The organism is Actinoplanes sp. CA-015351, assembly GCF_050955685.1.
GTDB lineage: Bacteria > Actinomycetota > Actinomycetes > Mycobacteriales > Micromonosporaceae > Actinoplanes.
In genome coordinates, this window is sequence record NZ_CP192102.1 from 4894543 (window position 1) to 4920886 (window position 26344).

Annotated in this window: 25 protein-coding genes; 11 read left to right on the plus strand and 14 right to left on the minus strand. The window is 69.8% G+C overall.

Annotated elements, in window-relative coordinates; translation table 11 throughout:
- Positions 1-65 precede the first annotated feature (65 nt).
- Entirely contained in the window at positions 66-626 is a 561-nt protein-coding gene (locus tag ACQP2E_RS22630; protein WP_433824932.1) for a histidine phosphatase family protein, read from the minus strand.
- 84 nt (positions 627-710) lie between these two features.
- Complete coding sequence (locus tag ACQP2E_RS22635) at positions 711-1019, minus strand: hypothetical protein (protein ID WP_433824933.1); 309 nt, start codon at positions 1017-1019, stop codon at positions 711-713.
- Positions 1020-1656: 637 nt separating this feature from the next.
- On the opposite strand from ACQP2E_RS22635, the gene erm reads away from it, so the two are divergent.
- On the plus strand, positions 1657-2634 hold the full coding sequence (gene erm, locus ACQP2E_RS22640) for an ErmE/ErmH/ErmO/ErmR family 23S rRNA (adenine(2058)-N(6))-methyltransferase (protein WP_433824934.1): 978 nt from the start codon (positions 1657-1659) through the stop codon (positions 2632-2634).
- Positions 2635-2721: 87 nt separating this feature from the next.
- Here the strand turns inward: erm and ACQP2E_RS22645 are convergent, their stop codons facing one another.
- Both ACQP2E_RS22645 and ACQP2E_RS22650 read right to left on the minus strand, forming a co-directional pair.
- Positions 2722-3312, minus strand: a complete 591-nt coding sequence (locus ACQP2E_RS22645) for a class I SAM-dependent methyltransferase (RefSeq protein WP_433824935.1) — start codon at positions 3310-3312, stop codon at positions 2722-2724.
- A 39-nt stretch (positions 3313-3351) separates the two neighbouring features.
- On the minus strand, positions 3352-3906 hold the full coding sequence (locus ACQP2E_RS22650) for a cysteine hydrolase family protein (RefSeq protein ID WP_433824936.1): 555 nt from the start codon (positions 3904-3906) through the stop codon (positions 3352-3354).
- 77 nt (positions 3907-3983) lie between these two features.
- On the opposite strand from ACQP2E_RS22650, the gene ACQP2E_RS22655 reads away from it, so the two are divergent.
- Positions 3984-4952: a LacI family DNA-binding transcriptional regulator gene (locus ACQP2E_RS22655; protein ID WP_433824937.1), complete on the plus strand. Its 969-nt coding sequence runs from the start codon at positions 3984-3986 to the stop codon at positions 4950-4952.
- 375 nt (positions 4953-5327) lie between these two features.
- On the opposite strand, the gene ACQP2E_RS22660 is transcribed toward ACQP2E_RS22655, so the two are convergent.
- Positions 5328-5933 carry a GNAT family N-acetyltransferase gene (locus ACQP2E_RS22660; protein WP_433824938.1) on the minus strand — a complete coding sequence of 202 codons (606 nt, stop codon included), beginning with the start codon at positions 5931-5933 and terminating at the stop codon, positions 5328-5330.
- Positions 5934-6258: 325 nt separating this feature from the next.
- Here ACQP2E_RS22660 and ACQP2E_RS22665 point away from each other — a divergent pair, with 325 nt between their 5' ends.
- Both ACQP2E_RS22665 and ACQP2E_RS22670 read left to right on the plus strand, forming a co-directional pair.
- Positions 6259-6528: a DMT family transporter gene (locus ACQP2E_RS22665; protein WP_433834014.1), complete on the plus strand. Its 270-nt coding sequence runs from the start codon at positions 6259-6261 to the stop codon at positions 6526-6528.
- The gene (locus ACQP2E_RS22670; RefSeq protein WP_433824939.1) at positions 6525-7070 is read left to right on the plus strand and encodes a TetR/AcrR family transcriptional regulator; all 546 of its coding nucleotides are present in this window, start codon (positions 6525-6527) and stop codon (positions 7068-7070) included. Before ACQP2E_RS22665 ends, ACQP2E_RS22670 begins: the two co-directional genes overlap by 4 nt.
- On the opposite strand, the gene ACQP2E_RS22675 is transcribed toward ACQP2E_RS22670, so the two are convergent.
- Positions 7056-7646 (minus strand): TetR/AcrR family transcriptional regulator, encoded by a 591-nt coding sequence (locus ACQP2E_RS22675; protein WP_433824940.1) that lies wholly within the window; start codon positions 7644-7646, stop codon positions 7056-7058. The genes ACQP2E_RS22670 and ACQP2E_RS22675 overlap by 15 nt on opposite strands.
- Before the next feature lie 30 nt (positions 7647-7676).
- Between ACQP2E_RS22675 and ACQP2E_RS22680 the strand changes: the two genes are divergently transcribed.
- Positions 7677-8129 (plus strand): cupin domain-containing protein, encoded by a 453-nt coding sequence (locus ACQP2E_RS22680; protein ID WP_433824941.1) that lies wholly within the window; start codon positions 7677-7679, stop codon positions 8127-8129.
- Here the strand turns inward: ACQP2E_RS22680 and ACQP2E_RS22685 are convergent.
- Entirely contained in the window at positions 8092-8679 is a 588-nt protein-coding gene (locus ACQP2E_RS22685) for a putative glycolipid-binding domain-containing protein (RefSeq protein ID WP_433824942.1), read from the minus strand. The genes ACQP2E_RS22680 and ACQP2E_RS22685 overlap by 38 nt on opposite strands.
- A 107-nt stretch (positions 8680-8786) precedes the next feature.
- Here ACQP2E_RS22685 and ACQP2E_RS22690 point away from each other — a divergent pair, with 107 nt between their 5' ends.
- The gene (locus tag ACQP2E_RS22690) at positions 8787-9746 is read left to right on the plus strand and encodes a serine hydrolase domain-containing protein (RefSeq protein ID WP_433824943.1); all 960 of its coding nucleotides are present in this window, start codon (positions 8787-8789) and stop codon (positions 9744-9746) included.
- A gap of 13 nt (positions 9747-9759) precedes the next feature.
- On the opposite strand, the gene ACQP2E_RS22695 is transcribed toward ACQP2E_RS22690, so the two are convergent.
- A complete protein-coding gene (locus tag ACQP2E_RS22695) occupies positions 9760-10098 on the minus strand; it encodes a hypothetical protein (RefSeq protein WP_433824944.1) in 339 nt (112 codons plus the stop codon).
- A 20-nt stretch (positions 10099-10118) separates the two neighbouring features.
- Entirely contained in the window at positions 10119-15011 is a 4893-nt protein-coding gene (locus ACQP2E_RS22700; RefSeq protein ID WP_433824945.1) for a DUF6531 domain-containing protein, read from the minus strand.
- Positions 15012-15142: 131 nt separating this feature from the next.
- Here ACQP2E_RS22700 and ACQP2E_RS22705 point away from each other — a divergent pair, with 131 nt between their 5' ends.
- Positions 15143-15436: a pyrophosphorylase gene (locus ACQP2E_RS22705; RefSeq protein WP_433824946.1), complete on the plus strand. Its 294-nt coding sequence runs from the start codon at positions 15143-15145 to the stop codon at positions 15434-15436.
- A 52-nt stretch (positions 15437-15488) separates the two neighbouring features.
- On the opposite strand, the gene ACQP2E_RS22710 is transcribed toward ACQP2E_RS22705, so the two are convergent.
- Genes ACQP2E_RS22710 through ACQP2E_RS22720 form a run of 3 tightly spaced genes read right to left on the minus strand, consistent with a single transcriptional unit; the run spans position 15489 to position 20873 of the window.
- Positions 15489-15671 (minus strand): hypothetical protein, encoded by a 183-nt coding sequence (locus ACQP2E_RS22710; RefSeq protein ID WP_433824947.1) that lies wholly within the window; start codon positions 15669-15671, stop codon positions 15489-15491.
- Entirely contained in the window at positions 15668-20422 is a 4755-nt protein-coding gene (locus ACQP2E_RS22715; RefSeq protein ID WP_433824948.1) for a DUF6531 domain-containing protein, read from the minus strand. Before ACQP2E_RS22715 ends, ACQP2E_RS22710 begins: the two co-directional genes overlap by 4 nt.
- 1 nt (position 20423) lies before the next feature.
- Positions 20424-20873: a hypothetical protein gene (locus ACQP2E_RS22720; RefSeq protein ID WP_433824949.1), complete on the minus strand. Its 450-nt coding sequence runs from the start codon at positions 20871-20873 to the stop codon at positions 20424-20426.
- 154 nt (positions 20874-21027) lie between these two features.
- Here ACQP2E_RS22720 and ACQP2E_RS22725 point away from each other — a divergent pair, with 154 nt between their 5' ends.
- Genes ACQP2E_RS22725 through ACQP2E_RS22740 form a run of 4 tightly spaced genes read left to right on the plus strand, consistent with a single transcriptional unit; the run spans position 21028 to position 24370 of the window.
- Positions 21028-21312: a pyrophosphorylase gene (locus ACQP2E_RS22725; protein WP_433824950.1), complete on the plus strand. Its 285-nt coding sequence runs from the start codon at positions 21028-21030 to the stop codon at positions 21310-21312.
- Positions 21313-21340: 28 nt separating this feature from the next.
- Positions 21341-22993: a protein kinase domain-containing protein gene (locus ACQP2E_RS22730; protein ID WP_433824951.1), complete on the plus strand. Its 1653-nt coding sequence runs from the start codon at positions 21341-21343 to the stop codon at positions 22991-22993.
- A gap of 2 nt (positions 22994-22995) precedes the next feature.
- The gene (locus tag ACQP2E_RS22735) at positions 22996-23526 is read left to right on the plus strand and encodes a DUF6529 family protein (protein WP_433824952.1); all 531 of its coding nucleotides are present in this window, start codon (positions 22996-22998) and stop codon (positions 23524-23526) included.
- 19 nt (positions 23527-23545) lie between these two features.
- Positions 23546-24370 carry a hypothetical protein gene (locus ACQP2E_RS22740; protein WP_433824953.1) on the plus strand — a complete coding sequence of 275 codons (825 nt, stop codon included), beginning with the start codon at positions 23546-23548 and terminating at the stop codon, positions 24368-24370.
- A 105-nt stretch (positions 24371-24475) separates the two neighbouring features.
- Here the strand turns inward: ACQP2E_RS22740 and ACQP2E_RS22745 are convergent, their stop codons facing one another.
- Together ACQP2E_RS22745 and ACQP2E_RS22750 are read right to left on the minus strand one after the other, a co-directional pair.
- Positions 24476-25090 (minus strand): FMN reductase, encoded by a 615-nt coding sequence (locus tag ACQP2E_RS22745; RefSeq protein ID WP_433824954.1) that lies wholly within the window; start codon positions 25088-25090, stop codon positions 24476-24478.
- Positions 25087-26193, minus strand: a complete 1107-nt coding sequence (locus tag ACQP2E_RS22750; RefSeq protein WP_433824955.1) for an LLM class flavin-dependent oxidoreductase — start codon at positions 26191-26193, stop codon at positions 25087-25089. The genes ACQP2E_RS22745 and ACQP2E_RS22750 overlap by 4 nt, the downstream gene beginning before the upstream one ends.
- Positions 26194-26344: the final 151 nt, after the last annotated feature.

Sequence of the window (26344 nt, forward strand, 5' to 3'; positions counted from 1 at the left end):
TCGTGTAAGTCCACGATTGGCCCCGCGCCTGTGGGTCACCATGTGCCGTGCCTGTGTGTTGGATGTCAGGCGTTCCAGGTGCTGATCACCGGATCCACCGTGTGCTCGAATCCCAGGGTGGAAAGGGTGCCGGTGTCCAGTTTCAGCACGCCGCCGGCGCTCGGCGGCAGGCCGACCCAGCGCGCACCGGTCACCCGCAGGGTGTGCCCGTGCGCGACCAGGGCGACATCTCCTTGGTACTCCTTCGCTTTCGCCAGAACACGATCGATTCTGGTCTTCATCTGCTCCGGGGACTCACCGCCCGGGCAGCCGTCGGTCCAGAGCGACCAGCCCGGCCGGGTCTCGTGGATCTGCTTGGTGGTGATGCCCTCGTACTCGCCGTAGTTCCACTCGGCCAGGTCCTCGGTCACCTCGGTCACCGTGAGACCGGCCAGCTCGGCGGTCCGCAGCGCCCGCTTGCGCGGGCTCGACAGCACCGCGGCGAAAGTGCGGCCGGCCAAACGCGGGGCGACAGCCTGGGCCTGCCGCTCACCCTCGGCGGTCAATTCGAGATCCGTGTACGAGGTGTGGCGCCCGTTGGCACTCCACTCCGTCTGCCCGTGCCGGATCAGCACTATCTCCGCCATCGGCGCTCCTTGGTCGTCACCTGATCGTTGTACCCATGATCTTTGTACTCGGTGACGTTGGCCGATTCCCTCATTTGCCGGTCTTTATGACCAAGCTCCTGGCCGGTCGTCCCATCGCAGGATGAGCGGGTGGCGTTGCTCGTCACGGGCCGCCAGGTTCTCCAGTGCCCGAAGGTACTGCCGCTGGGAGATCTCCCCACTCAGGAGCTGGCCGGCCAGGATGCCCTCCAGAGTGGCCGGTCCGGCGGACGGCTCGGCATGGCTGCCGGGTGGCTTCACCGGCGCCGAACCGCGGAAGCGCTGCGGGGACCGCGGCTTCTCCGAGGAGAGCGGCCAGAGGGCGAGAACCGCGGCCAGGAGCAGGCCGACCACAGCCACGAACAGAACCATCATCACAACCACCCCCTGGGTGACATCTTCGCCACACGCACGGCTGATCACGAGTCGACCGGATGAAGTTTCGCCCGCGTCCCCAGCATGAGCAGGCCTTTTGATCGTGTCAGCGACCCGACTCAGTTCAGATGGCGCGAGATCGACCACGCAACGTTTACGACTGCTCAATGACCGTCGATGCCTCATAGGACTTTCGGCCCGGGGACCGGCGTCCTCAGGCACCGGTCTCCTCCTCGGGGCCTTCCTCCGCATCTGGGCCTTCCTCCGCATCTGGGCCTTCCTCCGCATCTGGGCCTTCCCTCGCGGAGTAGCCGGCTCGGATCCCTCGGCAGGACGCCGGGCGACGGCTTGCGGGGGCCGCCTTCGTGTCTCGCGGGCCCGGAAATTCGGGTGACCGCGTGGCCGGGGCGGATTACGGTTCGGGCCATGCTTACGACGCACGCTCTCCTCGCCGCGGTGCTGACGCCCGCGCGGGGACCGCTGCACGCGATCCGTCTGCGCGCCGGGCGTCCTGCCCTGGCCTGACGCCGATCTGATCAGTCGCTGATCGCCAGGGCCCGGAGTCCTCTTCCGATGCGGACGGGCCACGATGCCGCCTGTCCGTTGTCGCCGCACCACGCGGCAGACAGGACCAGCCATGGCGCACCGCAATACCCCACGCCCAGCAGGCCATTCCCGGCCGCACAAATCCTCAGCGCATCCACCGGCTCCGGGCGGACGCCAGCAGCCGGGTCCGGGTCCGGGTCCGGGTCCGGCTCCGGCTCCGGGTCCGGGTCCGGGTCCGGGTCCGGGTCCGGGTCCGGGTCCGGGTCCGGCTGGAGCTCGACAAGCTGTTCCCGCCGCGGCGGGGCATTCGCGGCGGGAGCATGCGCGGGCCCGGCGCGTCTACGGGCAGAACTTTCTCGCTGACCCGGCCGTCGCCAGGCGCCTCGCCGGCATCGCCGTCGCCGACCCGGAGATGCTCGTTTACGAAGCGGGAGCCGGACGCGGCTCGCTCACCAGGGAACTCCTGGGGCGTTGCCGGCGCGTGGTCGCGTACGAAATCGATCCTGATCTGGCGGGCGCCCTGCCGGTGGATCGGCGCCTGACCGTGCGCACCGATGATTTTCTGGCGGCGAAGCCGCCGGTGGAGAGCTTCGCGGTGGCGGGCAACATTCCTTACGGGCTGACGTCTCCGGTGATCAACTGGTGCCTGCGATCGCCAGGGCTGCGGCGGGCGACGCTGCTGACCCAGTGGGAGTACGCCCGCAAGCGGGCCGGCGACTACGGCCGCTGGAGCCGGCTGACCGTGCTGACCTGGCCGGAGTTCAGCTGGAGCCTCGCCGGGCGGGTACCGGCCCGGGCGTTCCGCCCGGTACCCCGCGTCGACGGCGGGATCCTGGTGATCAAGAGGCGGCGTGTGCCGCTGGTCGGGCCGGACCGCCGCCGCTCGTATCAGCGCCTGGTCGAGCTGGGTTTCACGGGTACGGGTGGATCGCTGTTCGCCACCCTGTCCCGGGAGCATGGCCGGCAGAGGGTGTCCGCCGCGTTCCGGGCGTGTCGCCTGAATCCGGATATGCCGGTCGGAGAGGTCTGGCCGGAGCAGTGGCTGACCCTGTTCCGGTTGCTGACCTGACCCGGCAATCTCGCCAACCCGAGCCGGCCCCGTTCCAAACCCGGCCTTGCCCAAGGCCGGCGCAACCCGGGGCCGGCGCAACCCGGGTTACTCCGGGCGGAGCACGGCGACCAGGAAGTCTGCGTCCGGGGTCCGTGGCCTCAGGTCCCAGGTGCTCAGCAGCAGGTCGGGCCGCAGACCCACGCCGGACGCGTCCGTCAGGAAGTCGTCGAACTCGTAGCCTCGGCCGGCACCGAAGCCCACGACCGCGCGGCCTCCGCCGGCGAGGTGCTCGCGGAAGCGGCCGAGGATCTTCGCTCGGCTGGACGGGCCGGCGAACGTCATCACGTTTCCGGCGCACACCACGACGTCGAAGGTCTCGCCCAGCGACAGCTCCGACAGGTCACCCACCTGCCACCGCACGCCCGGGTGGTTTCGCCGTGCCTCCTCGATCAGCTCCGGGTCGAGGTCGACGCCGGTGACGGTGTGCCCGCTCGCGGCGAGGCGGCCACCGACCCGGCCGGTGCCGCAGCCGGCGTCGAGGATCCGAGCACCCCGGGGCACCATGGCGTCGATCATGCGGGCCTCACCGGCCAGATCGTCACCGCGGGCGGCCATCTCCCGGAAGCGGTCGATGTACCACTGGGAGTGGCTCGGGTTTTCGGCGATCTTGCGAAGCCACAGGTTGTCGGTGCTCATCCGGCAACCTTACGAACCCCTGCCCGGGCCCGCGCACGATCACCCCGTGAAGGAGACCTTCGCCGTCTCCTCGGTCCCGGCGGTACGCCCCGGCGCGCTCTGCCACTGCCAATACAGATTCGTGTGGGCGATGACCTGCTCGGGGGCGGGAGCACCGTACGCAGAAAGGTCCTCGGTGGTGTGCGCATCGGTGACCAGGGTGACGTCGTAACCCCGGACGAACCCGCCGTGCAGGGTCGACCTGATGCACGCGTCGGTCTGCGCCCCGGTGACCACGAGCCGGCCCACCTTGCGCTCGGCCAGCTGCTCCTCAAGGTCGGTGGCCTCGAAGGAGTCGCCGTAGTTCTTGTGGATGAGCGGCTCGCCGTCGCGGCGTTTCAGCTCCGGAACGTACTGCCAGGCCTCGCTGTCGCGGGTGAGGCCGTCGTCGGAGTGCTGCACCCAGATCACCGGCACATCCTCGAGACGCGCCCGGTCGAGCAGCGCGTTGATGTTCGTGATGACCTCGTCACGGTTCGGCGAACCGGCCACCACACCGTTCTGCACGTCGATGATCAGCAACGCGGTGTGAGGCCGATCGGTCAATGTCGTCATGCTCCGCACAGTAGACCGACCCCCTGACAAAAACTCGGCGGCGGAAATTGTCGTACCCGGGGAGGAAGATGCGGAGCATGACAGCGAATCCCGCCCTCGCCGATGTGGCCCGCCGCGCCGGCGTCTCCACCGCGACCGCCTCCCGGGTGCTCTCCGGGCGGGGCCCCTCCTCCCCGGCCAGCCGCGACGCGGTCCGCCAGGCGGCCATCGACCTGGGTTACGTGCCGCACCCGGTCGCCCGCAGGCTGGCCCGGCAGTCCGGCACCCGCATCGTGTTCGCGGTCCGTGACGAGCGGGCCGACATCCTGCGCGACCCGTTCGTCAGCAGAGCGGCCGCCGCCATGGCCGCCGCGACCGAGCCGGAGGGCCTCGGCATGGCCCTGCTCCGGCTCCCGCTGCACGCCACCGCCGAGCTCGAGCGCTTGGCCGCCGACCGCAGCGTGGCCGCGCTGGTGCTGGCCGGCCACGACCGTGACCTGATGCGCGGCCTGCCCGCCGGCCTGCGGGGCCGCACCGGCATGATCGGCGCGGGCGGCAGCGACGTCGACAGCGCCGCCGGTGTCGGGGCGCTGCTCCAGCACCTCCATCGCACCGGTCGCCGCCGCATCGCCCTGGTCGCGGGTCCGCGCTGGCTGGCCGCGTCCCGCGCGCCGCTGGCGGCTTACACACGGTTGATGCGCGAGGCCGGCCTTCCGGCGCGGGTGGTGCACGGCGACTTCACGACGGTACGGGGCAGGGCGGCCGCCCGCGAGATCCGCCGGCGGTGGCCCGGCACCGACGCGATCGCCACCGTCAGCGACGCCATGGCGCTCGGGGTGTTGCAGGCGCTGACGGCCGACGGTGTCCGAGTGCCGGACGACGTCGCCGTGACCGGGTTCGATGACAGCCCTCTCGCCGACGTTGTGCACCCGGGCCTCACCTCGGCCACCCATCCGGTCGAGCTGATCGCGATCTCGGCAGTCCAGGCAGCGCTGGGCGTTCCGGCAACGGGCCGCCTCTTCCCCAGCCGCCCGGTGCTGCGGAGATCCTGCGGCAGCTCACCGTAACCGTGGCGGCTCCCGGAGCAGGCCGGCCGTGGTGGAAGACCGCCCGATCAGCGAGCCGTCTGCCGCAGGTGACCGTTCTGCCGCATGGGCCCGAGCCGCGCGGCGCCGGAGAACGCCACGGGATTCCTCAGAAACGAGCCCGACCTGGGACGCGCCGACCTGGGACGGCCCGACGTGGCCTGGCCCCGCTTAGCCTGGCCCCGCTTAGCCTGGCCCCGACTTGGCCCGGCCCCGCTTAGCTTGGCGCCGCCTGGCTTGGCTTGGCCCGGCTTGGCCCGGCTTGGCGCCGCCCGGCTTGGCCCCGCCCGGCTTGGCCCCGCTTGGCTTGGCCCCTCCTGGCCCGGCTTGGCTTGGCCCTGAGCCCGGGCCTACCGCCTAGGAGGTGGTGCTGGTTCTGATGCCTAGATAGGTGATCGGTCCCGGGTCGGGGACCGGGAGTTCGGAGAAGCCGAGCCTGTCGTAAAAGGCTCTGGCCTTGACGTTCTCGGTCAGCATGCCGACGTGGACGCCCGGTGACGGCACTACGGACAGGAACCGCTCGATGAGGCGGCGGCCGTGGCCCTGGCGCTGATGAGGCGGCAGCAGGTCGATGTGCAGGTGCGCCGGAAAGCCGTCCAACCCTGCGACGATCATGCGCTCGGGGTTGTGGTGCAGGGCGTGCATGTCCTGTTCGGCAGTGCGCGGCGGAGGCGGCGGGACCGGGTAACGGCCGGCCAGGAGCGGGATCCACTCGGCTCGATAGCGGTGGGCGAACTCGGTCGTGTCGGCGGTTCCGACGACATAGCCGACCGCGTCGCCGTCGTCGTCCAGCACGAACGCCAGCTCCGGCGCGAGGTGGACGTAAGGGGCGGCGAACAGGTCGCCCATCAGGGCATCGGTCGAGTAGTGACCGCGGGCATCCTCGCCGGCGGCCGCGGTGCGGACACAGATGTCGTAGAGCGCGGGCAGGTCAGCGGGCTGATAGGCACGGAGCTCAGGCACGGCTGGACCCTAGAACGTGGAAGCGGTTCCACCGCAAGGATCACGCGACCACACTGCTCCGGCGCTCCGGGCCGAACCCGGGCACCCGATCTCGGCGCGGGCCACCTGAAGACGGGGTCCAGTCGGAACTGCACTGCCCACCCGGCCGTCGAACCCTGTTCGTGACAGCTCCAACGCCGTTTACGCGTACCCAAAAGAAGCGCCTGGCAGGCGCCGCGCTTGTTCTTGTACGATCGTACAAGTACGAACGTACAAGAGAGGTCCACCCGTGCCCTACTTCTATCTGTTCACCGCCATCGCGGCGGAGCTCATCGGCACCAGCCTCATGAAGGCGACCGAGGGCTTCACCCGCCTGTGGCCCACCGCTGCGTGCCTAGCCGCCTACGGAGCGTCATTCGTGCTGCTCTCGCAAGCCGTCAAGGGCATTCCGGTCGGGATGGCCTATGCGATCTGGTCCGGGGTCGGGACGGCGGCGATCGTGGCGATCGGCGCGGTGTATCTCGGCGAACCGGTCACAGCGGCTAAAGTGGCCGGAATTTCGCTGATCATCGCCGGAGTCGTGATGCTGAATCTGAACAGCGGGACGGCGCATTGACCGGGCGCCGCACCCGCGATCCGGAAGCCCGGCGCGCCGCGCTCGCCGCCGCCACCATGGAGGTGATCGCGGAGGCCGGCGTCGGGCGCACCACGCACCGCGCGGTCGCCGCCAAAGCCGACCTGCCGCTGGGCGCGACCACCTACTATTTCCCGACTTTGGATGATCTGATCGCGGCCGGGCTCCGGCACGCGGTCGCGACGCTGCAGACCGATTTGCATCAGTGGCAGGACCGGCTCCGGGACGCGCCCGACATGGCCGTGGCGCTCACCGAGCTGGTCAGCGACTACCTCACCGACCGCCGGCAGGTGCGCCTGGAGTACGAACTGTGTGTCGCCGCAGCCCGGGATGCGGCCCTGCGGCCCCTCGCCGACGTCTGGATGCGCGGACTGCCGGAGATCCTGGAGCCTTACGTCGGTGCGGACGCCGGCCGGGACATCTGCGCGCTGATCGACGGCATCATCCTGCTGGCGCTGACCACCGAGACCGATGTCGACGAGCCCGGACTGACGTCGGCGATCCGGCGGCTAGCCCGCGACTAGCGCGCGGACGCCGTTCACGTACTGCGTCCGGTCCATGTTCCCGATCAGGATGCGCTGCAGGATGTAACCCTGGATCAGCCCGAACAGCGCGCCGCCCACACCGACCGGATCGGCCTCGGCGGAAAGCTGCCCGCCGGCCTGGGCGCGCTCCGCGATGTGCACGGCCCGTGACCGGACTCGCCCATAGATCTCAGCGACAATTGCGGCCACTTCCGGATCGTGCACGGCCTCGCCCCAGACCTGCACGGCGATCCGCACCGGCCCGCCGCCGTCGATCGACCGGTCGACGAGCGCGAGAACCCGGTCGACGATCTCCGGCACCGGCGGCATCGGATCCGCTTCGAGGACAGCGTCGAGTACCGAGGTCACCTCGCCGATCTTCTCGCCGGCGATCGCAGTGATCAGCTCGTTCTTGCTCTTGAAGTACCGGTAGAAGGCGCCGACCGAGAGGTCTGCCTCCTTGATCACGTCCTGCATCGAGGACTGGTGGAAACCCTTGCGGACGAAGCACCGCACTGCGGCATCGATGATCTGCTGGCGGCGGGCGGCGAGATGAGCTTCGGAAACGCGGGGCACACGCCCATCGTAAGTTTAGGATCAGCCCCCATGACGAACAGGCCGCCGCTGGCGGAGCAGCTGGACATGGAGCCGCACCCCGAGGGTGGCTGGTTCCGCGAGACGTGGAAGTCGCCGATCACGTTCGAACCGGACGGTTACGACGGCCCGCGCGCCTCGGCGACCGCGATCTACTTCGCGCTGCATCCGGGCGAGGAGTCCGCCTGGCACGTGGTGCGCTCGGACGAGTTGTGGTTCTGGCACTCCGGCGGCCCGATCGAGCTGCGACTGGGCAATCCCGGTCAGGAGACGTCGGTCCTGCTGGGTGCGGACATCGCCGCCGGTCAACGTCCGCAGGTGCTGGTCCCGGCCGGCGTCTGGCAGACCGCACGCCCGGCCGGCGATGAACCGGCGCTGGTGAGCTGCGTGGTCGCGCCCGGTTTCGAATACGCCGACTGGCGGCTGCTCACCGAACCTGACGCAGCTGACCCGGCTGATAGGTGACCATGCCGGAGTCGTCCAGCTCATAGGTCCCGGCCGGCCCGTCGCCGGTCACCCGCAACCTGTTCGCGCTGACCAGGTGGCATGTGATCGGTCCCGTGGAGATCGCCAACGACGGCACCGCCACCCGGATCGCGGTCACCTTCACCGGCCCCGACTCGATGGTCAGCCCCAGGTGCCGCACCGCCCAGAACAGGAAGATCGGCGACCCGGCCAGCAAGATCAATGCGGACGGCTCCAGCTCGGCGGGTGGCGGGCCGGCTTCGCCGAGCCCTTCCGCGGTGGTCACCCATCCGTCGCCGGTGCGGCGCATTTCGAGGGTACGCGTCCAGCCGGCGCCCCTGCAGCTCGCGGCAAATTCGGTCACAGCCGAGTCGTCGTCGAGGCCGGCCCGCCAGTCGAGGGTGTACGGGTCAGCGCCGGTGACCACGGCGGTGCCGCCCGCACCGGCCGTCCCGGGGAACACCAGTTCGGTGCCGACCGCGCTCGTACGCTGCCAGGCCACCGGGCCGGTCAACGCGATCCCCGGCGCACGGGTACCGATTGTGGTCAAGACGCCTCCTTTGCCGCGTCTCATCCTGGCATCCCGTAAACGCCGTTACCACCCATTCGTCCGTACGCGGTGATCGTGGCCTTGTGCGGATTACCCATCATGGGGCTATGACCGATCTTGAGCAGACCGTGGCGAAGCTCGCGACCGGCCGGAACGGCGTCGTGGTCGCCACGATCACCGGCGACCGGGTCGAGGTACGCGGAACGGCCGGCCTGGACGCGTCCACCCGGTTCGAGATCGGCTCGGTCACCAAGGTCTTCACCGCTCTGACCCTGGCCCGCCTCGCCGTCGCGGGCGTCGTCGCGCTCGACGAGCCGCTGAGTGATCTCGGTTTCACGGTGCCGTCACGCGGCGGTGTGCCGATCACGCTGCGGCACCTGGCGACGCATACGTCGGGGCTGCCGCGGCTGCCCACCGGGATGCTGCTGGGCGCTCTGCTGCATCCGTCAAAGCCTGATCCGTACGCTGGCTGCTCGTCTTCGATGTTGGAGAAAGCCCTGGAACGCACGCGGTTGAGCGCGGTGCCGGGGCGCAGGTTCCGGTATTCGAACTTCGGGGCCGGGCTGCTCGGGCTGGCGCTGTCGCGCCGGGCCGGCCTAAATTACGAGGCGCTGGTGGCACGGGAGATCAGCGGCGTCCTGGGGTTGACGGCCACGTCGGTGGCCGGTGGCGTCACCCAGGGCTATCGGAAGGTGGGCCGGCCTGTCCCACCGTGGGATCTCGCTGACCTGGCGGGCGCCGGGGGTCTTCGTTCCACGGTCGCTGACCTGGCTGCCTTCGTGCGGGCACAGTGGGATCCGGAGAGTGAGCTGGCGCCGGCGGTGCAGGTGGCGCTCGGAGTGCAACACCGCGTCAACCCGTTCCTGACCGCGCGGCTCGGGTGGTTCTCTCGGCGGGTGAAGGGCGGGCCCGCGCAGTTCTTCCACAACGGCAGCACTGGTGGGTTTGGTGCGTTCGCGGGGTTTGATCGGGAGCGGAGGGTGGGGGTGGTCGCGTTGAGTGACACGCGAAGGTCGGTGGACGGGGCTGCTTTCGAGCTGCTGACCGCCCTCCAGTCGCATCGCTAGCGTCAGGTTGACCTTACCTGCGCCGTTCCTGCTCAATCTGCGCCCGGATCTCCGGTGGGATGTCCCTGGAGAGCGGGCGCACGGGCCTATCGTCCGGTGGCGGCCCCCAGGGAGTGGGCAACAGCCCCTCGCGCTGCATCTGCCGTGTGGTGCGGGTGTTGAGAAACTCCGGCGGTATCTCATCGAGCGAGATCGACTCGCCCGTGGACCTCCGCTTGGCCGCCAGAATCGTCATCAACGGGCGTTGCTTGCTTGGCCCCCGCTCAGCCCACTCCGAAAGTGGCATGTCGATGTCGGCCCACGGATGACTGATGGTGACCGTGATGTCGTCGAAGTCGGACACATCGATCATGATTTCTCCGCTCAGCTCCTCTAGAAGGGGTTCGGTCTGGTCCACACGTGATAATCGGCGAGATTGCCCGGATAGAACAGTTGCTCCCCTTCCAATTGGGATAATTCATAGTCCGGGTTGACCAAGCGGTCCCGCGGGATACGGAAGAGGCTGAGGTCTGGCGCCCGACGGTGGTCCATCCCATGTCCTCCATTGATGATGCTGCTCAGATCGGGATCTGTCGTGGCAGCCGCGGCGAAGGGATCGGTGGTGACACTCACGAACGGGCTGTGGGTCTTGAAACCGTCGGCATGATCGACGGCCATCTCGTCAAGGAGCCCGGGGTTGTGCTCGAACTCCCACTCATAGATCTTCTGCGTTGCCGGTGACTCTCGGGATAGGTTGGATCTCAGGCTTTCGGGGTCGGCGGCGTCGTGGAATCGATAGGCATCGACAAGGTCATCACCTGGTGGGCCGCCTCCCACACTGGCACCAGGCGCCGGAATTGCACCGCCGCTGAGCAAATCGGTGGCCATCGCCCGAGGATTGAAGACTCCTCCGCCGGTGAGGCCGCGCTCAACACCACCGCCGACCACAGATTCGGCACCGTTGACGACCAATTCGCGGACCAGCGGATTGCTTGCAGCCACCCGGGCAGATCCGGCCAGCGCAGCCGCCGATCCAGCGCCCAACCCGCCCGCCACGCCGCCGATCAACGCTGTCTTGCCCACCTCCGCCCAGTTGACCTCGCCTTTGCTGAATTTCTGCACCCCCGCGCTGAGACCGCCGGCAAACAGTCCATTCGCGGCTGCCATCAACGCAAACCCCGCCGGCCCACCCACCCCGGTGAACATCAGCGCCACCCCGCCGACGACCATCGCGCCCGCGGCCAGGTACTCCCAGTTCTCCCCCACCCAATCGGCCGCGTCCTCGAAGAACCCGCTGCCCATCCCGTCGCGATAGGCAGCCATCTCCGCATCGGTGATCGGCCGCAAACCCGACGGATCCGCCCGCCCCAGCGGATCGTTGCCGGCGTAGTGGTACGGATTTCCCGACCACGCGGTCCCCGGCACCGGCGGCAGCGGATCCGGGCTCAGGAACGCCCGCGACGACGGGTCGTAAACCCGGTTGCGCAGCCAGGTCAGCCCGGCGAACTCCAGCTCACCGTGAAACCCGATCCCCGGCTCCACCAGCGCCGGCGCACCCCACTCATCGCGAGCCGGACCCGGCGCTCCCCACTCATCGCGAGCCGGACCCGGCCCTCCCCACTCATCGCGAGCCGGAACCGCCCCACCCCACTCGTCGCGAGCCAGACCCGGCGTTCCCTGCCAATCGGGTTCCAGCCGCGTCGATCCGGCCTGCCACGGCACGCCCGGCCCGGCCACCGCCCTGCCGCCCAGCCAGCACGGCGCACCGTCCCAGAGCACCGCCTGCCCGTCCACCTCGGCAAGCTCACCGGTCGCGTCCACCCGGACCGAAACCCGCCGATCGCCCACGGTCACCGCGGTGAGACGCCCAAACCCATCCCATTCGTACGATCGTGCAGGGTCCCGAAGTCGCCTCCCGGATCCGTCGTATTCAGCGTCGTCGAGCTGTCCCGCGGCGTCGTAGCCGTAAGCCGCTGATCCATCCCGGACAAGCCGACCGGCGGCGTCGTATGCGAGCTCCCTCTCACCCGCCGCAACCAGCTGACCAGCCGCGTCGTATTCGAAGGGCTTCTCCCCCACCGCCGTGATCCGGCCGCCGGCGTCGCGGGTCAGCCTCGTCGCGCGGTCCCCGAACGCATAGCCGACGAGTCGCCCGTCCGCGTAATCCCAGGTGGCGCGTCTGCCGTCGGCCGCGTCGACGCTGACGATTCGTCCCAGGGCGTCCCGTGTGACAGCGAGATGACCGAGCAGCGGGCTTGTCACACCGGACAAAAGCCCGCCGTCGTCATAGCTGTAGGACGTGGTGGAACCGTCCGGCAGGATCAGCGCGGTCCGTTCACCGTCCGGGCCGTAGTCGCGGCCCAGAACGAGCCCGTCGCGGTCGCGGGCGACGAGACGGCCGGCCTGGTCCCAGACGAGGCGTTGCCGGTGCGGCCCGTCGTCGATGGCGACCGGGCGGCCGAGCGTGTCCCGCCGGAGAGTCACGGTCGAGCCGTCACCCGCCGCCATCGTGACGACCCGCCCGGAGACGTCGTGACGCCAGGTGACCCTACGCCCGACACCGTCGGTACGGCTGATCAGGCGACCCGCGGCGTCCCAGCTGAACGTGGTGATCCGGCCCAGCGGATCCGTCTCCGCGACGACCCGGCCCATCTCGTCGTGACGGCGGGTGACCACGCCGCCGAGCGGATCGGTGATCGTGGTGAGCCAGCCGCGCGGGTGGTACTCGTAGGTGGTGCGATGACCCAGCGGGTCGACAGCGACCACCACCCGGCCGGCGAGGTCCCGCTCGTAGCGGCGGGTCCCGCCCATCGGATCGGTCACCGCCACCAGGCGCCCGACCGCGTCGTAGGCGTACGAGGTGCCGTCCCGCTCCACCAGTCGCCCGGCGCCGTCGTATCGGAAAGTGACGAACTGACCGGAAGGCCCAGCGCCCTCCGTGCCGTTGCCGGCAGGCACATCGGCGCGCGACGGGGCAGCTCCGGCGGCGATCATCGCGCCGTCCGCGTCGTAGCGGAACTCGATCCGCCGGCCCGCCCCGTCGGCCCGGGCCACCCTCCGGCCCGCCGCGTCGTATTCGAAAACGGTCACCCGGCCGCCCGGGGAAACGAGCCGGCGGATCCGGCCGGCCGGGGTGTACTCGACCCGCGTCACCCCGCCGACCGGGTCGGTGATCGAGATCCGGCGGCCGCACCTGTCGTACCCGGCTCTTGCCTCCGTGCCGTCCGGGCGCAGGTGGGCGACCGTGCGGCCGAGCTGGTCGTAGGCGAACGTGCTGCCGGTCAGGCCGTCACTCAGCCCCGCGATCCGGCCGGTCGCATCGACGGTCACGGTGCGGTGGACGCCGGCCGGGTCGACGGTGCCGATCGGATTGCCCTCGGCGTCGTACTCGCGCAGCCAGGTCGCGCCGGCCGGGTCGGTCGTGCCGGTCAGCCGGGACAGCGCGTCGTAGGTGAAGTCCCACTTCGCGCCGTCCGGGGCGATCAACCGGATCAGATTGCCGGTGTCGTCGTAGCGGCGGCCGGTGATCTCGCCGAGCGGGCCGGCCGTCTGCTCGACCGCGCCGTGCTCGCCGTAGCTGGTCTCGCGACGCGCGCCGGTCGGATCAGTAACGGACATGATCCGGCCGCCGGGCGAATAGGCGTAGCGCCACACCCCGCCGCCGGGGTCCTCCCGCTCGACCAGGCGGCCATTGCCGTCGTACCGGAAAAGGGTCTGACGACCGAGTGGGGTGACCGTCGCGACCAGCCTGCCTTCGTCGTCGCGGCGCAGGAGCGCGGTGTTGCCGATCGCGTCGGTCGCCGAGATCAGGTCGCCGGCCCGGTCGAAGCCGAAGGTGATCGTGACCCCGTCAGGATCGGTCACCTGGTGGATGAGGCCGTCGCGCACGTCGAACCGGGTCACCCCGCCCTCGGCATCGATGATCTCGGCCGGCGTCCGCTCGTCCCCGAGGTATCGATATCGGACGGCCGCGTCGCCCGCTGCAACTTCGAGGACGCGTCCGGCATCGTCGTAGCGGTAGTCGACGACCTCGCCTGCCGGCTGGCTTCGGCGCAGCAGCCGGCCACGGTCATCCCAGCGCGAGGTGGTCACCGCGCCCTTGCGGTCGGTCACCGTGACCGGATTTCCCCACTCGTCATAGGTACGGCTCAACCGCTCCCCATGACCGTCGGTGACCGACAACAACCGGCCATACTGATCATGCACATAGGTGTTGGTGACCCCGGTGAAATCCCCGTCGCCGACGACCGTGACCCGGCCGGGCAAATAGACGTACCGGGTACGGCGACCGAAGGACGACACCTGCTCGATCACCCGGCCACTGGTGTCGTAGCTGTTCCGCGCCTCAGCCACCCCATCGGCATCGATCACCGCCAGGACCCGGGCATACTCATCCACCTCGTAACGGTGGTCACCACCCGCGACCAGAACACCGTCCGCATAGGCGAAGCCCACCTCGCCGACAGCCGTGATCCGATCGCCGGTCCAGGCGACCGCAACCGTACGGCCACCACGGCCCGTGACGCTGGACAGCACGCCATCGGCGTAGCCGAACATGAGCGTGTCCGCTTCCAGCAGCCGCCCCACCACGTCGAAAATCCACACCCGGCCGTCGAACCAGCGCAACTCCAACCCGCCGTCATCCCGCGGCGCCACCTCGGCCGCGATCCCGACCACCCGGCCATAACCCGCGCCCTGCCGGGGAAACACCGCCCGCTGCCCGTCCGGACCGGCGTAAGCCGCGCCCTCGGACGACGCCCGCAGCCGGCAATCCGCCCACGACGACCAGCCCGGCCCGAAGGCCCCGGCATCCGTCGAACGACTGTTGTAGATCCGGCGCCACTGACGAGAATCGGTCACCGCGATCAGGAAATTGCCGGTGGCCGTATTCACCGGATCATCGGCGAAACCACTGGTCGGCGGGAAGCCGTACCCGATGGGGTCGTCGAAAGTCACCGACGAGCGACCACCGCCCAGGCCCGCAGCCCGCAGGGATGCGCTGATCGCCGCATCCGGGAGGGTCGCGAGATCGCCATTGCCGCCGGCCCCGCGGAAGGCCTGGGAAATCTGTGCCACCCATTGGGAGTCGACGTCGTTCAGATCCAGGTATTGACCCAGAGCATTGATCAGCGACGTCGCGTCGAGCCGGCCCCAGCCGGTGCCGTCCTGAAATTCGCCGTAGGCGGCCCGCAGCCTGGCAAGACGCCCGCGCAGCTCGTCGTCGGCCGCGCGATTGCCACGGACGAACGCGTCCAGATCATCCGGCCGAGCCGAACTCGTCGCCACCTCACACCCGGCCAGACATATCGATCATCGCCATCCCCCGAATCTGGCAAGTGATTGCGATGATAGGCCGGATGTGCGGACAATGTCAGTCCGGAATGAGCTGCGTCGAATTCGATCAACGATTGCGGGGAATGGTCACGATGGCGGCACGGGTACTCTCGACCGATCAGGCGAAGACGTCGATTCAGCAGGTCCAATCGATCATCAACGGCGGTCTCACCGACCAGATCGCCCAGCTCGACGCCCAGGGAAAAATGCTCTCCAACCCGGACGTGTGGGACGGTCCGCTCGCGCAACAATTCCGCGACCAGACCTGGCCGGAGACGAAAGCGGCCCTCGACAAGGCGAAACAGGAATTGGATCAATTGCGCGACCAGCTGCAGAAGATCGCCCAGAATATCATGACCGCAGGCGGCGGTTACTGATCGCTATCGGCCATAATGAAAAGCCGGGATCGCCTGTCGCGACCCCGGCCTTTCACTGCGGCCGGAAATAGATGATCTCCCAGTAATCCTTGCCGTCGGCATGGCGGCCCCGATTCAGCCGGATGTCCTCGTCCGCCGGAGTCAGGCCGGCCCGGTCCTTCCACGCCTCGAACTGCCGGATCGCGTCCTCCCGCGTCCGGGCCAAGGCCACCCGTTCCCAGTTCTCGCCGCTCATGGCCGGTAATACATTTCGGTCACCTCAGCAGCTGTCTCGGCTGCCGCCTCATCGTGGACGTCACCACCGCGGAACCATGTCCTGAGGTGGTAGAGCTCGTGGGAGATCGTCATCGCCGCCGTCAGCTCGTCCTGAAGCGCGGACGGTTGCAACTCCACGATGAACCTACCGTCCGGCCCGCGAACCGGCGTCTCCGTGTACGGCGGCCGGGACTCCATCCGGAAGACCGTGCTTCCGTAACCGTATTCGAAGTAGCCCGGGTCGCCCTCGCGGCGCAGACGGATGTCGATGCTGCGGGTGTCGAGGTTCTGCCGTTCGGCGGCGGCACGCGCGTCGTCAACACTGAGCACCGGTTCGCGACGGTTCAGTTCCGGATGACTGGGGGAGTCGGTGCTCGAATGGATGCGCACCTCGTCCAGCGGATCGGCCTGCCGGGTGGTCGCGCCCAGCCCGCCCGCCGGGGCCGGGGCTGCGCCGCCGGTGAGCAGGTCGGTGGCGATGGCTCGCGGGTTGAAGACGTCGCCGCCGGTCAGGCCGCGTTCGAAGCCTCCGCTCACCAGCGTCTCCGCGCCGTTGAGCACCAGCTCCCGGGCGAACGGATTTGTCGCGGCCAGGCGGGCGGTACTGCCCAGAGCCGCCACGGTGCCGGCGCCCGCCGCGCCTGTCACCGCGCCGACCAGGGCGTCCTTGCCGACCTGGCCCCAGTCGACCTCGCCGGTGGTGAATTTTTGGATGCCCGCGCTGGCGCCACCGGCGATCAGGCCTCCGGACGCCGCCATCAGCGCGATCCCGGCCGGTCCACCAACGCCGGTGAACATCAGCGCCACGCCGCCGACGATCATGGCGCCGGCCGCGAGGTACTCCCAGTTCTCACCGACCCAGTCGGCCGCGTCCTCGAAGGCGCCACTGCTCATCTCATCGCGATAGGCAGCCAGCTCACTGTCCGTTATCGGTCGCAGGCCGAGCGGGTCCGCGTGGCCGAGCGGGTCGTTGCCGGCGTAGTGGTACGGATTGCCCGACCATGCGGTCCCCGGCACGGCGGGCAGCGGGTCGGGGCTCAGGAAGGCGCGCGACGACGGGTCGTAGACGCGGTTGCGCAGCCAGGTCAGCCCGGCGAACTCCAGCTCGCCGCCGAACCCGAGACCCGGATCGGTCAGCGCCGGCGCACCCCATTCGTCGCGGCCGTCGCCGACGGTTCCCTGCCAGTCCGGCGTGAGCTGCGACGATCCGGCCTGCCAGGGCATTCCGTGGGCAGCTATCGGGGTGTTCCCGATCAGACACGGCCGCCCGTCCCAGAGCACGGCCTGACCGTCCACCTCGGCCAGTTCGCCCAGCGGATCGGTGCGCACGCTCATCACGCGGCCGCCGGCCGAGACCGCCTTCAGCCTCCCGAACCCATCCCATTCGTACGCTCGAACGGCATCTCGAAGCCGCCGGCCGGATCCGTCGTACTCGTGGTCGGATTCGGACAACTGGCCGGCCGCGTCGTAGCTGAAACTCCGCTCGCCGTCGCGGACCAGCCGGCCGGCCGGGTCGTACTCCAGCGTCTTGGCACCCACGGCGACGAGTTGCCCGGCCGCGTCGTACCCGTAGGCGCGCGTCCCGTCCCCAGTGATCCGGCCGCCCGCATCCCGGGTCAGCCGCGCGGCACGGCCGCCGAACGCATATCCGGCGAGGTGGCCGTCGCCGGCGTACTCCCAGGTGGCACGGCGTCCGTCGGCACCGTCGACCGCGACGATTCGTCCCAGCGCGTCCCGTGTGACAGCGAGATGACCGGTCAGCGGGCTTGTCATGCCGGACAAAAGCCCGCCGCCGTCGTAGGTGTAGGACGTCGAGGAGCCATCCGGCATGGTCAGTGCGGTGCGCTCACCGTCCGGGCCGTACCGGCGCCGCATCGTGAGGCCGCCGCGACGCCGTTCGACCAGGCGGCCGGCCCGGTCCCAGCTGAGCGTCACCTCGAGGTCGCCCTCGCGCACCGCGACCGGCCGGCCGAGCAGGTCCCGGCGGAACGTGATCCGGGAACCGTCCCCGGCCTCGATCGAGACAACCCGCCCCGATGCGTCGTACGCCCAGCGCACGGCCCGCCCGGCCCCGTCGACCCGTCCGATCACCCGGCCGGCCTGGTCATAGCTGAACCGGGTCTGCCGGCCCAGCGGGTCGGTCGTCTCGACCACCCGCCCGGCCTCGTCGTGGCGGTAGCTCGTGGTCGCGCCGAGCGGATCGGTGATCCGGGTGAGCCAGCCGCGCGGGTGATATTCGTACGTGCTGCGGTGGCCGAGCGGGTCGACGGCGGCCACGACCCGGCCGGCCGGGTCGCGCTCGAAACGGCGGGTGCCGCCGGCCGGGCCGGTGATCGCGACGACGCGACCGGCGGCGTCACGGGTGTGGTGGATGCCGTCCCGGGAGGCGAGCCGGCCCGCCTCGTCGTACGTCATCCGGGCCGGCCCGGCGGTGATCATCGCGCCGTCGGCGTCGTAGGAGTATTCGGTGCGGCGGCCCGCGCCGTCGACACGGGCGATGGTGCGCCCCGCGGCGTCGTGTTCGAAAACGGTCGACCGGCCACCAGGTGTGATCATCCGGCGGACCCGGCCGGCCGGGGTGTACTCGATCCGGGCCCGGCCGCCCTCCGGGTTCTCGATCAGGGTGCGGCGGCCGCAGCGGTCGTACCCGGCGCGGGCGGCGGTGCCGTCCGGGCGCAGGTGGGCGAGGGTGCGGCCGAGCCGGTCGTACTCGAACGCGCTGCCGGTGACGCCGTCGCCGAGCCCGGTGATCCGGCCCTCGCGGTTGATCGTGGCGGTGTGCCGGGTGCCGACCGGGTCGATCGCGGCGACCAGGTTGCCCTCGGCGTCGTACTCGCGCAGCCAGGTCGCGCCGGCCGGGTCGGTGGTGCTGGTCAGCCGGGACAGCGCGTCGTAGGTGAAGTCCCACTTGGCGCCGTCGGAAACGGTCAGCCGGGCGAGGTTGCCGACGTCGTCCCAGCGCAGCGTCACCACGTTGCCGAGCGAGTCGATCTTCGTTTCGGGTTCGCCGTGGTCGCCGTACCGGGTCTGTTGCTGAGCGCCGGCCGGATCAGTGACGGACAGGATGCGGCCGGCCGGCGAATAGGCGTAGCGCCAGACACCGCCGCCGGGGTCCTCCCGCTCGACCAGGCGGCCATTGCCGTCGTACCGGAAAAGGGTCTGCCGACCGAGTGGGGTGACCGTCGCGACCAGCCTGCCTTCGTCGTCGCGGCGCAGGAGCGCGGTGTTGCCGAGGCCGTCGGTGATCGCGGTGACCTCACCCGCGGTGTCGAAGCCGAACGTGAGGCTGACGCCGTCAGGATCGGTCACCCGGTGGACCAGGCCGTCGCGCACGTCGAGGCGGGTGATGCCGCCTTCCGGGTCGACGATCTCCTCCGGGATCCGCTCCTCGCCGGGGTATCGATATCGGACAGTCGCATCGCCGGCGGCGACTTCGAGGACGCGTCCGGCATCGTCGTAGCGGTAGTCGAAGGTCTCGCCGCCGGGCAGCATCCGGCGCAACGGCCGGCCGTGGTCGTCCCACAGAGCGGTGCTGACGGCGCCCTTGCGGTCGGTCACCGTGACCGGATTTCCCCACTCGTCATAGGTACGGCTCAACCGCTCCCCATGACCGTCGGTGACCGACAACAACCGGCCATACTGATCATGCACATAGGTGTTGGTGACCCCGGTGAAATCCCCGTCACCGACGACCGTGACCCGGCCGGGCAAATAGGCGTACCGGGTACGGCGACCGAAGGACGACACCTGCTCGATCACCCGGCCACTGGTGTCGTAGCTGTTCCGCGCCTCAGCCACCCCATCGGCATCGATCACCGCCAGGACCCGGGCATGCTCATCCACCTCGTAACGGTGGTCACCGCCCACGACCAGAACACCGTCCGCATAGGCGAAGCCCACCTCGCCGACAGCCGTGATCCGATCGCCGGTCCAGGCGACCGCAACCGTACGGCCACCACGGCCCGTGACGCTGGACAGCACGCCATCGGCGTAGCCGAACATGAGCGTGTCCGCTTCCAGCAGCCGCCCCACCACGTCGAAAATCCACACCCGGCCGTCGAACCAGCGCAACTCCAACCCGCCGTCATCCAGCAGCGCCACCTCGGCCGCGATCCCGACCACCCGGCCATAACCCGCGCCCTGCCGGGGAAACACCGCCCGCTGCCCGTCCGGACCGGCGTAAGCCGCGCCCTCGGACGACGCCCGCAGCCGGCAGTCCGCCCACGACGACCAGCCCGGCCCGAACGCGCCCACCTCGCCCGAGCGGCTGTTGTAGACCCGTCGCCACTGACGAGAATCGGTCACCGCGATCAGGAAATTGCCGGTAGCCGTATTCACCGGATCATCGGCGAAACCACTGGTCGGCGGGAAGCCGTACCCGATGGGATCGTCGAAAGTCACCGACGAGCGACCACCGCCCAGGCCCGCAGCCCGCAGGGATGCGCTGATCGCCGCATCCGGCAACGTAGCGAGATCGCCGTCGCCGCCCGCCGCGCGGAACGCCTGGGAAATCTGCGCGACCCACCGGGCGTCGACCTCGTTGAGGTCGAGATATTGGCCAAACGCATTTATCAACGACGTTGCGTCAAGCCTGCCCCAGCGATTTCCGTCCTGAAATTCGCCGTAGGCGGCCCGCAGCCTGGCAAGACGCCCGCGCAGTTCGTCGTCGGCCGCGCGATTGCCGCGGACGAACGCGTCCAGATCATCCGGTCGTGCCGAACTCGTCGCCATGTCATTCCCGCGCGGCCACGGCCGGGGGCGGCGCCGTGTAGACCGGAGGGGTGATCGGTTCCGGCACCGGCGGAAGGTCGTCCTCGCCGAACAGGAAGTCGCCGATCTTGTTGAGGACGCTTTCCTCGTCCTGCTGGCGCTGCCATTCGCGCGCTTTCTCCCGGCGGGCCTGCTCCTCGCGGGCCAGCCGGGCCAGCTCGTCCACCTGGCTCGCCGCCTGCCGCATCGCGGCGGCGAGGCGCTGCGCGTCGGTGACGCAAATGCCCATCCGGGTGGCGAACTGACGTGCGTAAACACCGCGCCACTCCTGCGTTGCGACGGTGGCGGCCGAGGTGCGCCGGGGAATCACCCCCTCACAGTCGTCGGCGCCGTCGCGGAGCTGGGCAGCGAGCCGGGTGGCCGCGTCCCAGTCGAACGGGACGTCCTCGGAAATCCCCCGTAGATCGACCATCGCCATCCTCTGCGTTTGACACGTCGTTGAACCGAACTCGACGGTGCGCGGTTTTCAGGTATGGAAGCAGCGGGCCGAGGCCCGGTCGACACGTTTCATGGCGATGATAAGCCGCCGGCGCGAGCAATGGCGGCCCGGGAAAGGGAGTGGACAGATGGCGGCACGCGTACTCTCGACGGATCAGGCGAAGACTTCCATCCAGCAGGTCCAATCGATCATCAACGGCGGCCTCACCGATCAGATCGCTCAGCTCGACGCACAGGGAAAGATGCTCTCCAACCCCGACGTGTGGGACGGACCGCTCGCGCAGCAATTCCGCGACCAGACCTGGCCGGAGACGAAAGCGGCCCTCGACAAGGCGAAACAGGAATTGGATCAATTGCGCGACCAGCTGCAGAAGATCGCCCAGAACATCATGACCGCCGGCGGCGGATACTGACGGATCGAGCTTGAGGAGGGCACGGGGCATGGCCGATCAAGAACCTCTCGGCCGGGAATACCTCCTGCACGAGGAGATCGGGCGGGGCGCCGTGGCGGTGGTGCGCCGGGCCACCCGCCGGACCGGCGGCGGCGAGGCGCTCGCCGCGAAGTTGCTGCGCCCGGAGTACGCGTCCGACCGTCGCGTCCGTGAGCTGTTCCTCCGTGAGGAGGCCGCGCTGCGCGACCTGGACCATCCGAACATCGTGGGCCTGCGTGACCTGGTCGTCGAGGGTGAGACCCTCGCTCTGATCATGGATCTCGTGGACGGCCCGAACCTGCGCCGGTACCTGGAGTTCCGCGGTGGCCGCCTCCCGGCCGCCGAGGTCGCGGCGATCGCCAGGCAGGCCGCCGCCGCGCTCGCCGCCGCCCACGCACAGGGTGTGGTGCACCTCGACCTGAAACCGGAGAACATCCTGGTCGTGCCGGGTGCCGGGCCTCCGCGGGTGCGGATCACCGACTTCGGGGTGGCGGTGCTGCTGCACGACGCCGAGCGGCCGGCGCCGGGCGGCACCCCGGGATACACCGCGCCGGAGATCTTCATGGGCGGGCCGCCGACCGCGGCGGCCGATGTGTGGTCGCTCGGGGTGCTGATCGCCGAGTTGTCGACCGGGAGCCCGTCATTCGATCCCGGTCTCCTGCCGCCGCAGCTGGCGGCGGTCACCCGGGACTGCCTGGCGAGCGATCCGCGCCAGCGGCCGCCGGCCCGGCGGGTGGCGGCCTACCTGCGCAACTCTGGGACCGAGCCCACGCCTGCTTCCTCTCCGCCGCCGGCGTTCTCGCCGCAGGCTTTTCCTCCGGCGGCTCTTTCGCCGCCGGCTCTTTCGCCGCCGGCAACTTCTTTGCCGCCGGCGGCTTTTTCGCCGCCGCCTGCGGCCGGGCTCAACGACACCCGGCTGCGGCCCGGTGTCACGCCGCCGGCTCCTCCCCCGCCGCCCGAGCCGGTCGCGCCGCCCTCCCGCTGGCGGCGCGGGCCGCTGATCACGCTCGGTGCCGTCGCCCTGATCGCGGCGACCCTCGCCGGGATCAACGCGGCCGCCTCGGCCGGCGAGCGCGGCAGCCAGGCCATTCAGCAGATCAGCGTCCCACCCAAGATCACCCCGCAGACCACTGACGCCACCGTCGAGCCGACCGCCGGGATCACCACCACGCCGGTTGCCGAGCGGCTGCGGGTCACCCTGGCCGGGCGGGTCGAGGACGGTGCCGGGACTCTCGCCATCTCGATCCGGGACGGCAGGGCGATCGCGTACATCTGCGACGGCCAGCGGGTCGAGTCGTGGCTGCAGGGCACCGCGAAAGCCGGCAAGCTCGCGCTCAAGGGCAAGGACGGCAGCGCCATCGCCGGCACCTTCGACGCGAAGTCGGCCAAGGGCGAGGTCACCGTCGCGGGCGACACGCACGCGTTCACGGTCGGCACGGTGAAGAAGGGCTCCGGCCTGTATCGCACCGCCGCCCGGGTTCGCGGCGCGGAGATCGAAGGCTCGTGGATCGTGCTGGACGACGGCAGCCAGGTGGGTGTGCTGAGCAGAGATGGCGTGCCGGGGCCGGCACCGTCGCTCGACGTCACCGGCGGCACGGTCACCATCGACGGCTCGACGCTCGGAACCACGTCGATCGACGTCGACTCCGGGGAGGGATTCTGACCGTGGAAGCCGGCACGATGCGGCGGCCCCGCGTCTGGCTGCCCGTGGTGGCCGGCGTCGGGGTCGCTGTCGCGCTCGGCGTCTACGGCCGCCTGCACGACCCGGCCGGCACGTCCGGCATCGGCGGCGCGCTGAGCCTGCAGTCCGGCAAGGTGTGGCTGGCCACCGCGGTCCTTCTCTTCGCCGTGGTCCAGCTCATCTCCGCGCTGTCGATGTACGGAAACCTGCCCTCCGCACCGTGGATCACCGCCGTGCACCGGTGGAGCGGCCGGGTCGCGGTACTGCTGTCACTGCCGATCGCGGTGCACTGCCTCTACGCGCTCGGCTTCAGCTCGGCCAGCCCGCGCGCGCTGGTCCACTCGGTGCTGGGCTGCGTGTTCTACGGCGCGTTCGTCACGAAGATGCTGCTGATCAGCCGGCCCGGCGACACCCGCGCCTGGGTGCTACCGCTCGCGGGCGGGCTGCTGCTGACCGCCGTCGCAGGCCTGTGGCTGACATCGTCGCTGTGGTTCTTCGCCACCGTCGGCGTCTAGCCTCGTTGATCACCACGTGGTGACGGATTGGAAATTGATTCCCTGCCTGCTCTCGCTGCGGGGTGAACTCGATCGGCTCGCTCCTGGGCGGGACAAGAGGACGGACGGGGCTGTCGGCGACGCCGGGCACTCGTCGTCGAGTGATCACACGCCGGATGAGGACTCGGCTGTTCTGCGGGACCGGGACTCCGACCGGGTGAACGAGGTGCACGCCATCGACGTGGACTCGACCGGGCCGTGGCCTGACGGGTGGTCGATGGAACGTGTGGTGGAGACCGTCGTGGGACGGCACCGGGCCGGGCACGACGACCGGCTGCAGAACGTCATCTACCGGCGGCGGATCTGGTCGCGGAGCTGGGGCTGGGGTGAACGGGCCTACACCGGGCCCAGTCCGCACACCGAGCACGCGCACTTCTCCGCCCGGTACACGACCGCCGCGGAGAACGACACCGGCCCGTGGGGTCTGCTGACCCACAGGGCCGAGAAGCAGGAGGACACGACGATGACCAAGGCCGAGTTCCTGGCGCTGCTGCGCGATCGGGACGTGCGGGCGGCGCTCTGCTCGGCGGTGCTCACCACCGACGACGTGATCACCGCGCCGCCGGGGATGAAGGAGAAGGACGGGTCGCCGAACACGCACTGGTCGGCCACGTCGTATCTGCAGCAGACGTACGGCGCGGCCCGCGCCGCGAGCAGGGACAGCGGAATCCGGATCGGTGACTCGGACATCGAGCTGGTGGCCGTGCTGAGGGCCGCTCTCGGCGACCGCGCCCCGGAGGTCGGCCGCCTGCTGAGCGAGCCGGGCATCACAGCGCCGGTGCAGTTCACCGGCACCCTCAGCTGACGAGCGCAGCCATGCACCGATAGCGAAACGGGCGCAGCGGCCTGGTGTGGCAACCAGGCCGCTGCGGACTCTCGGAGCACGTGCGGTAACGCGTACTGAAAAGGGTCAGAGGTTTTTGAGCAGGTCCTCGAAGTTGCTGGTCAGCGCGAACGGGTCGGTGACCACCGCGGGCTCGCGACGTTCGACCTCGCGGGCGAGTTCGGCGGCGGCGCGCTCGATGCGGCCGCGCAGAGGGCCCTCGACGGAGTTGGCGCCCCAGTCGTCGCTCGCCGCGAAGACGCCGGTCGGCAGGATCGAGGCGCGCAGGTACGCGAACAGCGGGCGAAGTCCGTGTTCGATCACCAGCGAGTGGCGGGCGGTGCCGGCCGTCGCGGCGAGCAGGACCGGCTTGTCGACCAGGGCGTCCTTGTCGAGGACGTCGAAGAACGACTTGAACAGTCCGCTGTAGCCGGCGCTGAACACCGGCGTCACCACGATCAGGGCGTCGGCGGCGGTGACCGCTTCCTGGGCCTGCTTCAGCTCGGTCTTGGCGAAACCGGTCAGCATGTTGTCGGTGATCTCGTGGGCCAGGTCGCGGAGCTCGATCACCTGGACGTCGAGGTTCACTCCGAGCCGGCCGGCGGCGCCGACCGCCGCCGCGGACAGCTGGTCCGCGAGCAGGCGGGTCGACGACGGCTGGCTGAGTCCGGAACTGATCACGACGAGCTTGCGGGGTTTCATGCCTGGACCTCTTCCTTGATCTCGCTCTGGGACAGCTTGGCCGCGAGCAGCGAGGCGTGCGTCGGCGCGTCCGGCACGTGCGCCGGCTTGAGGGCGGCGAACTCCTTGCGAAGCACCGGCACGACCTCGGAGCCGAGCAGGTCGAGCTGCTCCAGGACCATCTTGAGCGGCAGGCCGGCGTGGTCCATCAGGAACAGCTGGCGCTGGTAGTCGCCGACGTACTCCCGGAAGCCGAGCGTCTTGTCGATGACCTGCTGCGGGCTGCCGACGGTCAGCGGCGTCTGGGAGGTGAAGTCCTCCAGCGACGGGCCGTGGCCGTAGACCGGCGCGTTGTCGAAGTAGGGTCGGAACTGCTTGACCGCTTCCTGGCTGTTCTTGTTCATGAAGACCTGGCCGCCGAGGCCGACGATGGCCTGGTCGGCGGAGCCGTGGCCGTAGTGCTCGAAGCGCTGGCGGTAGAGCTGGACCATGCGCTGGGTGTGCGACGCCGGCCAGAAGATGTGGTTCGCGAAGAAGCCATCACCGTAGTAGGCGGCCTGCTCGGCGATCTCCGGGCTGCGGATCGAGCCGTGCCAGACGAACGGCGGCACCTCGTCGAGCGGACGCGGCGTCGCGGTGAAGCTCTGCAGCGGCGTACGGAACTTGCCCTGCCAGTCGACGGTGTGCTCGCGCCACAGCTTGTGCAGCAGCGAGTAATTCTCGATGGCGAGGGGGATACCGGCGCGGATGTCCTTGCCGAACCAGGGGTAGACCGGCCCGGTGTTGCCACGGCCCAGCGTGAGGTCGACGCGGCCGTCGGCGAGGTGCTGCAGCATCGCGAAGTCCTCGGCGATCTTCACCGGGTCGTTCGTGGTGATCAGCGTCGTCGCCGTGCTGAGCTGCAGAGTCTTGGTCTGCGCGGCGATGTAGGCGAGCGTCGTGGTCGGCGAGGACGAGAAGAACGGCTCGTTGTGGTGCTCACCGAGCGCGAACACGTCCAGTCCCACCTCCTCCGCGTGCTTCGCGATCGTGACGATGTTCTTGATGCGCTCGGCCTCGGTCGGGGTGTGACCGGTGGTGGGGTCGGTGGTGATGTCTGAAACTGAGAAGATTCCGAACTGCATGACCCGCTCCTGGTGCTCTCCGGCCGGGGCTTTCATCGTCCCGATCTGACCTGCACAACTTCCTTGACGCCGAAACTATTTCAGATTCAAACAACTTCCGCTGCGGCGGGGGTCACACTCCCGGAGGGGCGCGCGGCGGGCATCGATGACT

Excerpts from the sequence above, each read along its gene's own strand:
- ACQP2E_RS22635 (WP_433824933.1), bottom strand. The coding sequence starts at position 1,019 with ATGATGGTTCTGTTCGTGGCTGTGGTCGGCCTGCTCCTGGCCGCGGTT.
- ACQP2E_RS22645 (WP_433824935.1), bottom strand. The coding sequence starts at position 3,312 with ATGAGCACCGACAACCTGTGGCTTCGCAAGATCGCCGAAAACCCGAGC.
- ACQP2E_RS22655 (WP_433824937.1), top strand. The coding sequence starts at position 3,984 with ATGACAGCGAATCCCGCCCTCGCCGATGTGGCCCGCCGCGCCGGCGTC.
- ACQP2E_RS22690 (WP_433824943.1), top strand. The coding sequence starts at position 8,787 with ATGACCGATCTTGAGCAGACCGTGGCGAAGCTCGCGACCGGCCGGAAC.
- ACQP2E_RS22750 (WP_433824955.1), bottom strand. The coding sequence starts at position 26,193 with ATGCAGTTCGGAATCTTCTCAGTTTCAGACATCACCACCGACCCCACC.
- ACQP2E_RS22705 (WP_433824946.1), top strand. The coding sequence starts at position 15,143 with ATGGTCACGATGGCGGCACGGGTACTCTCGACCGATCAGGCGAAGACG.
- ACQP2E_RS22650 (WP_433824936.1), bottom strand. The coding sequence starts at position 3,906 with ATGACGACATTGACCGATCGGCCTCACACCGCGTTGCTGATCATCGAC.
- ACQP2E_RS22725 (WP_433824950.1), top strand. The coding sequence starts at position 21,028 with ATGGCGGCACGCGTACTCTCGACGGATCAGGCGAAGACTTCCATCCAG.
- ACQP2E_RS22710 (WP_433824947.1), bottom strand. The coding sequence starts at position 15,671 with ATGAGCGGCGAGAACTGGGAACGGGTGGCCTTGGCCCGGACGCGGGAG.
- ACQP2E_RS22720 (WP_433824949.1), bottom strand. The coding sequence starts at position 20,873 with ATGGTCGATCTACGGGGGATTTCCGAGGACGTCCCGTTCGACTGGGAC.
- ACQP2E_RS22630 (WP_433824932.1), bottom strand. The coding sequence starts at position 626 with ATGGCGGAGATAGTGCTGATCCGGCACGGGCAGACGGAGTGGAGTGCC.
- ACQP2E_RS22715 (WP_433824948.1), bottom strand. The coding sequence starts at position 20,422 with ATGGCGACGAGTTCGGCACGACCGGATGATCTGGACGCGTTCGTCCGC.
- ACQP2E_RS22665 (WP_433834014.1), top strand. The coding sequence starts at position 6,259 with ATGAAGGCGACCGAGGGCTTCACCCGCCTGTGGCCCACCGCTGCGTGC.
- ACQP2E_RS22695 (WP_433824944.1), bottom strand. The coding sequence starts at position 10,098 with ATGATCGATGTGTCCGACTTCGACGACATCACGGTCACCATCAGTCAT.
- erm (WP_433824934.1), top strand. The coding sequence starts at position 1,657 with ATGGCGCACCGCAATACCCCACGCCCAGCAGGCCATTCCCGGCCGCAC.
- ACQP2E_RS22730 (WP_433824951.1), top strand. The coding sequence starts at position 21,341 with ATGGCCGATCAAGAACCTCTCGGCCGGGAATACCTCCTGCACGAGGAG.
- ACQP2E_RS22680 (WP_433824941.1), top strand. The coding sequence starts at position 7,677 with ATGACGAACAGGCCGCCGCTGGCGGAGCAGCTGGACATGGAGCCGCAC.
- ACQP2E_RS22745 (WP_433824954.1), bottom strand. The coding sequence starts at position 25,090 with ATGAAACCCCGCAAGCTCGTCGTGATCAGTTCCGGACTCAGCCAGCCG.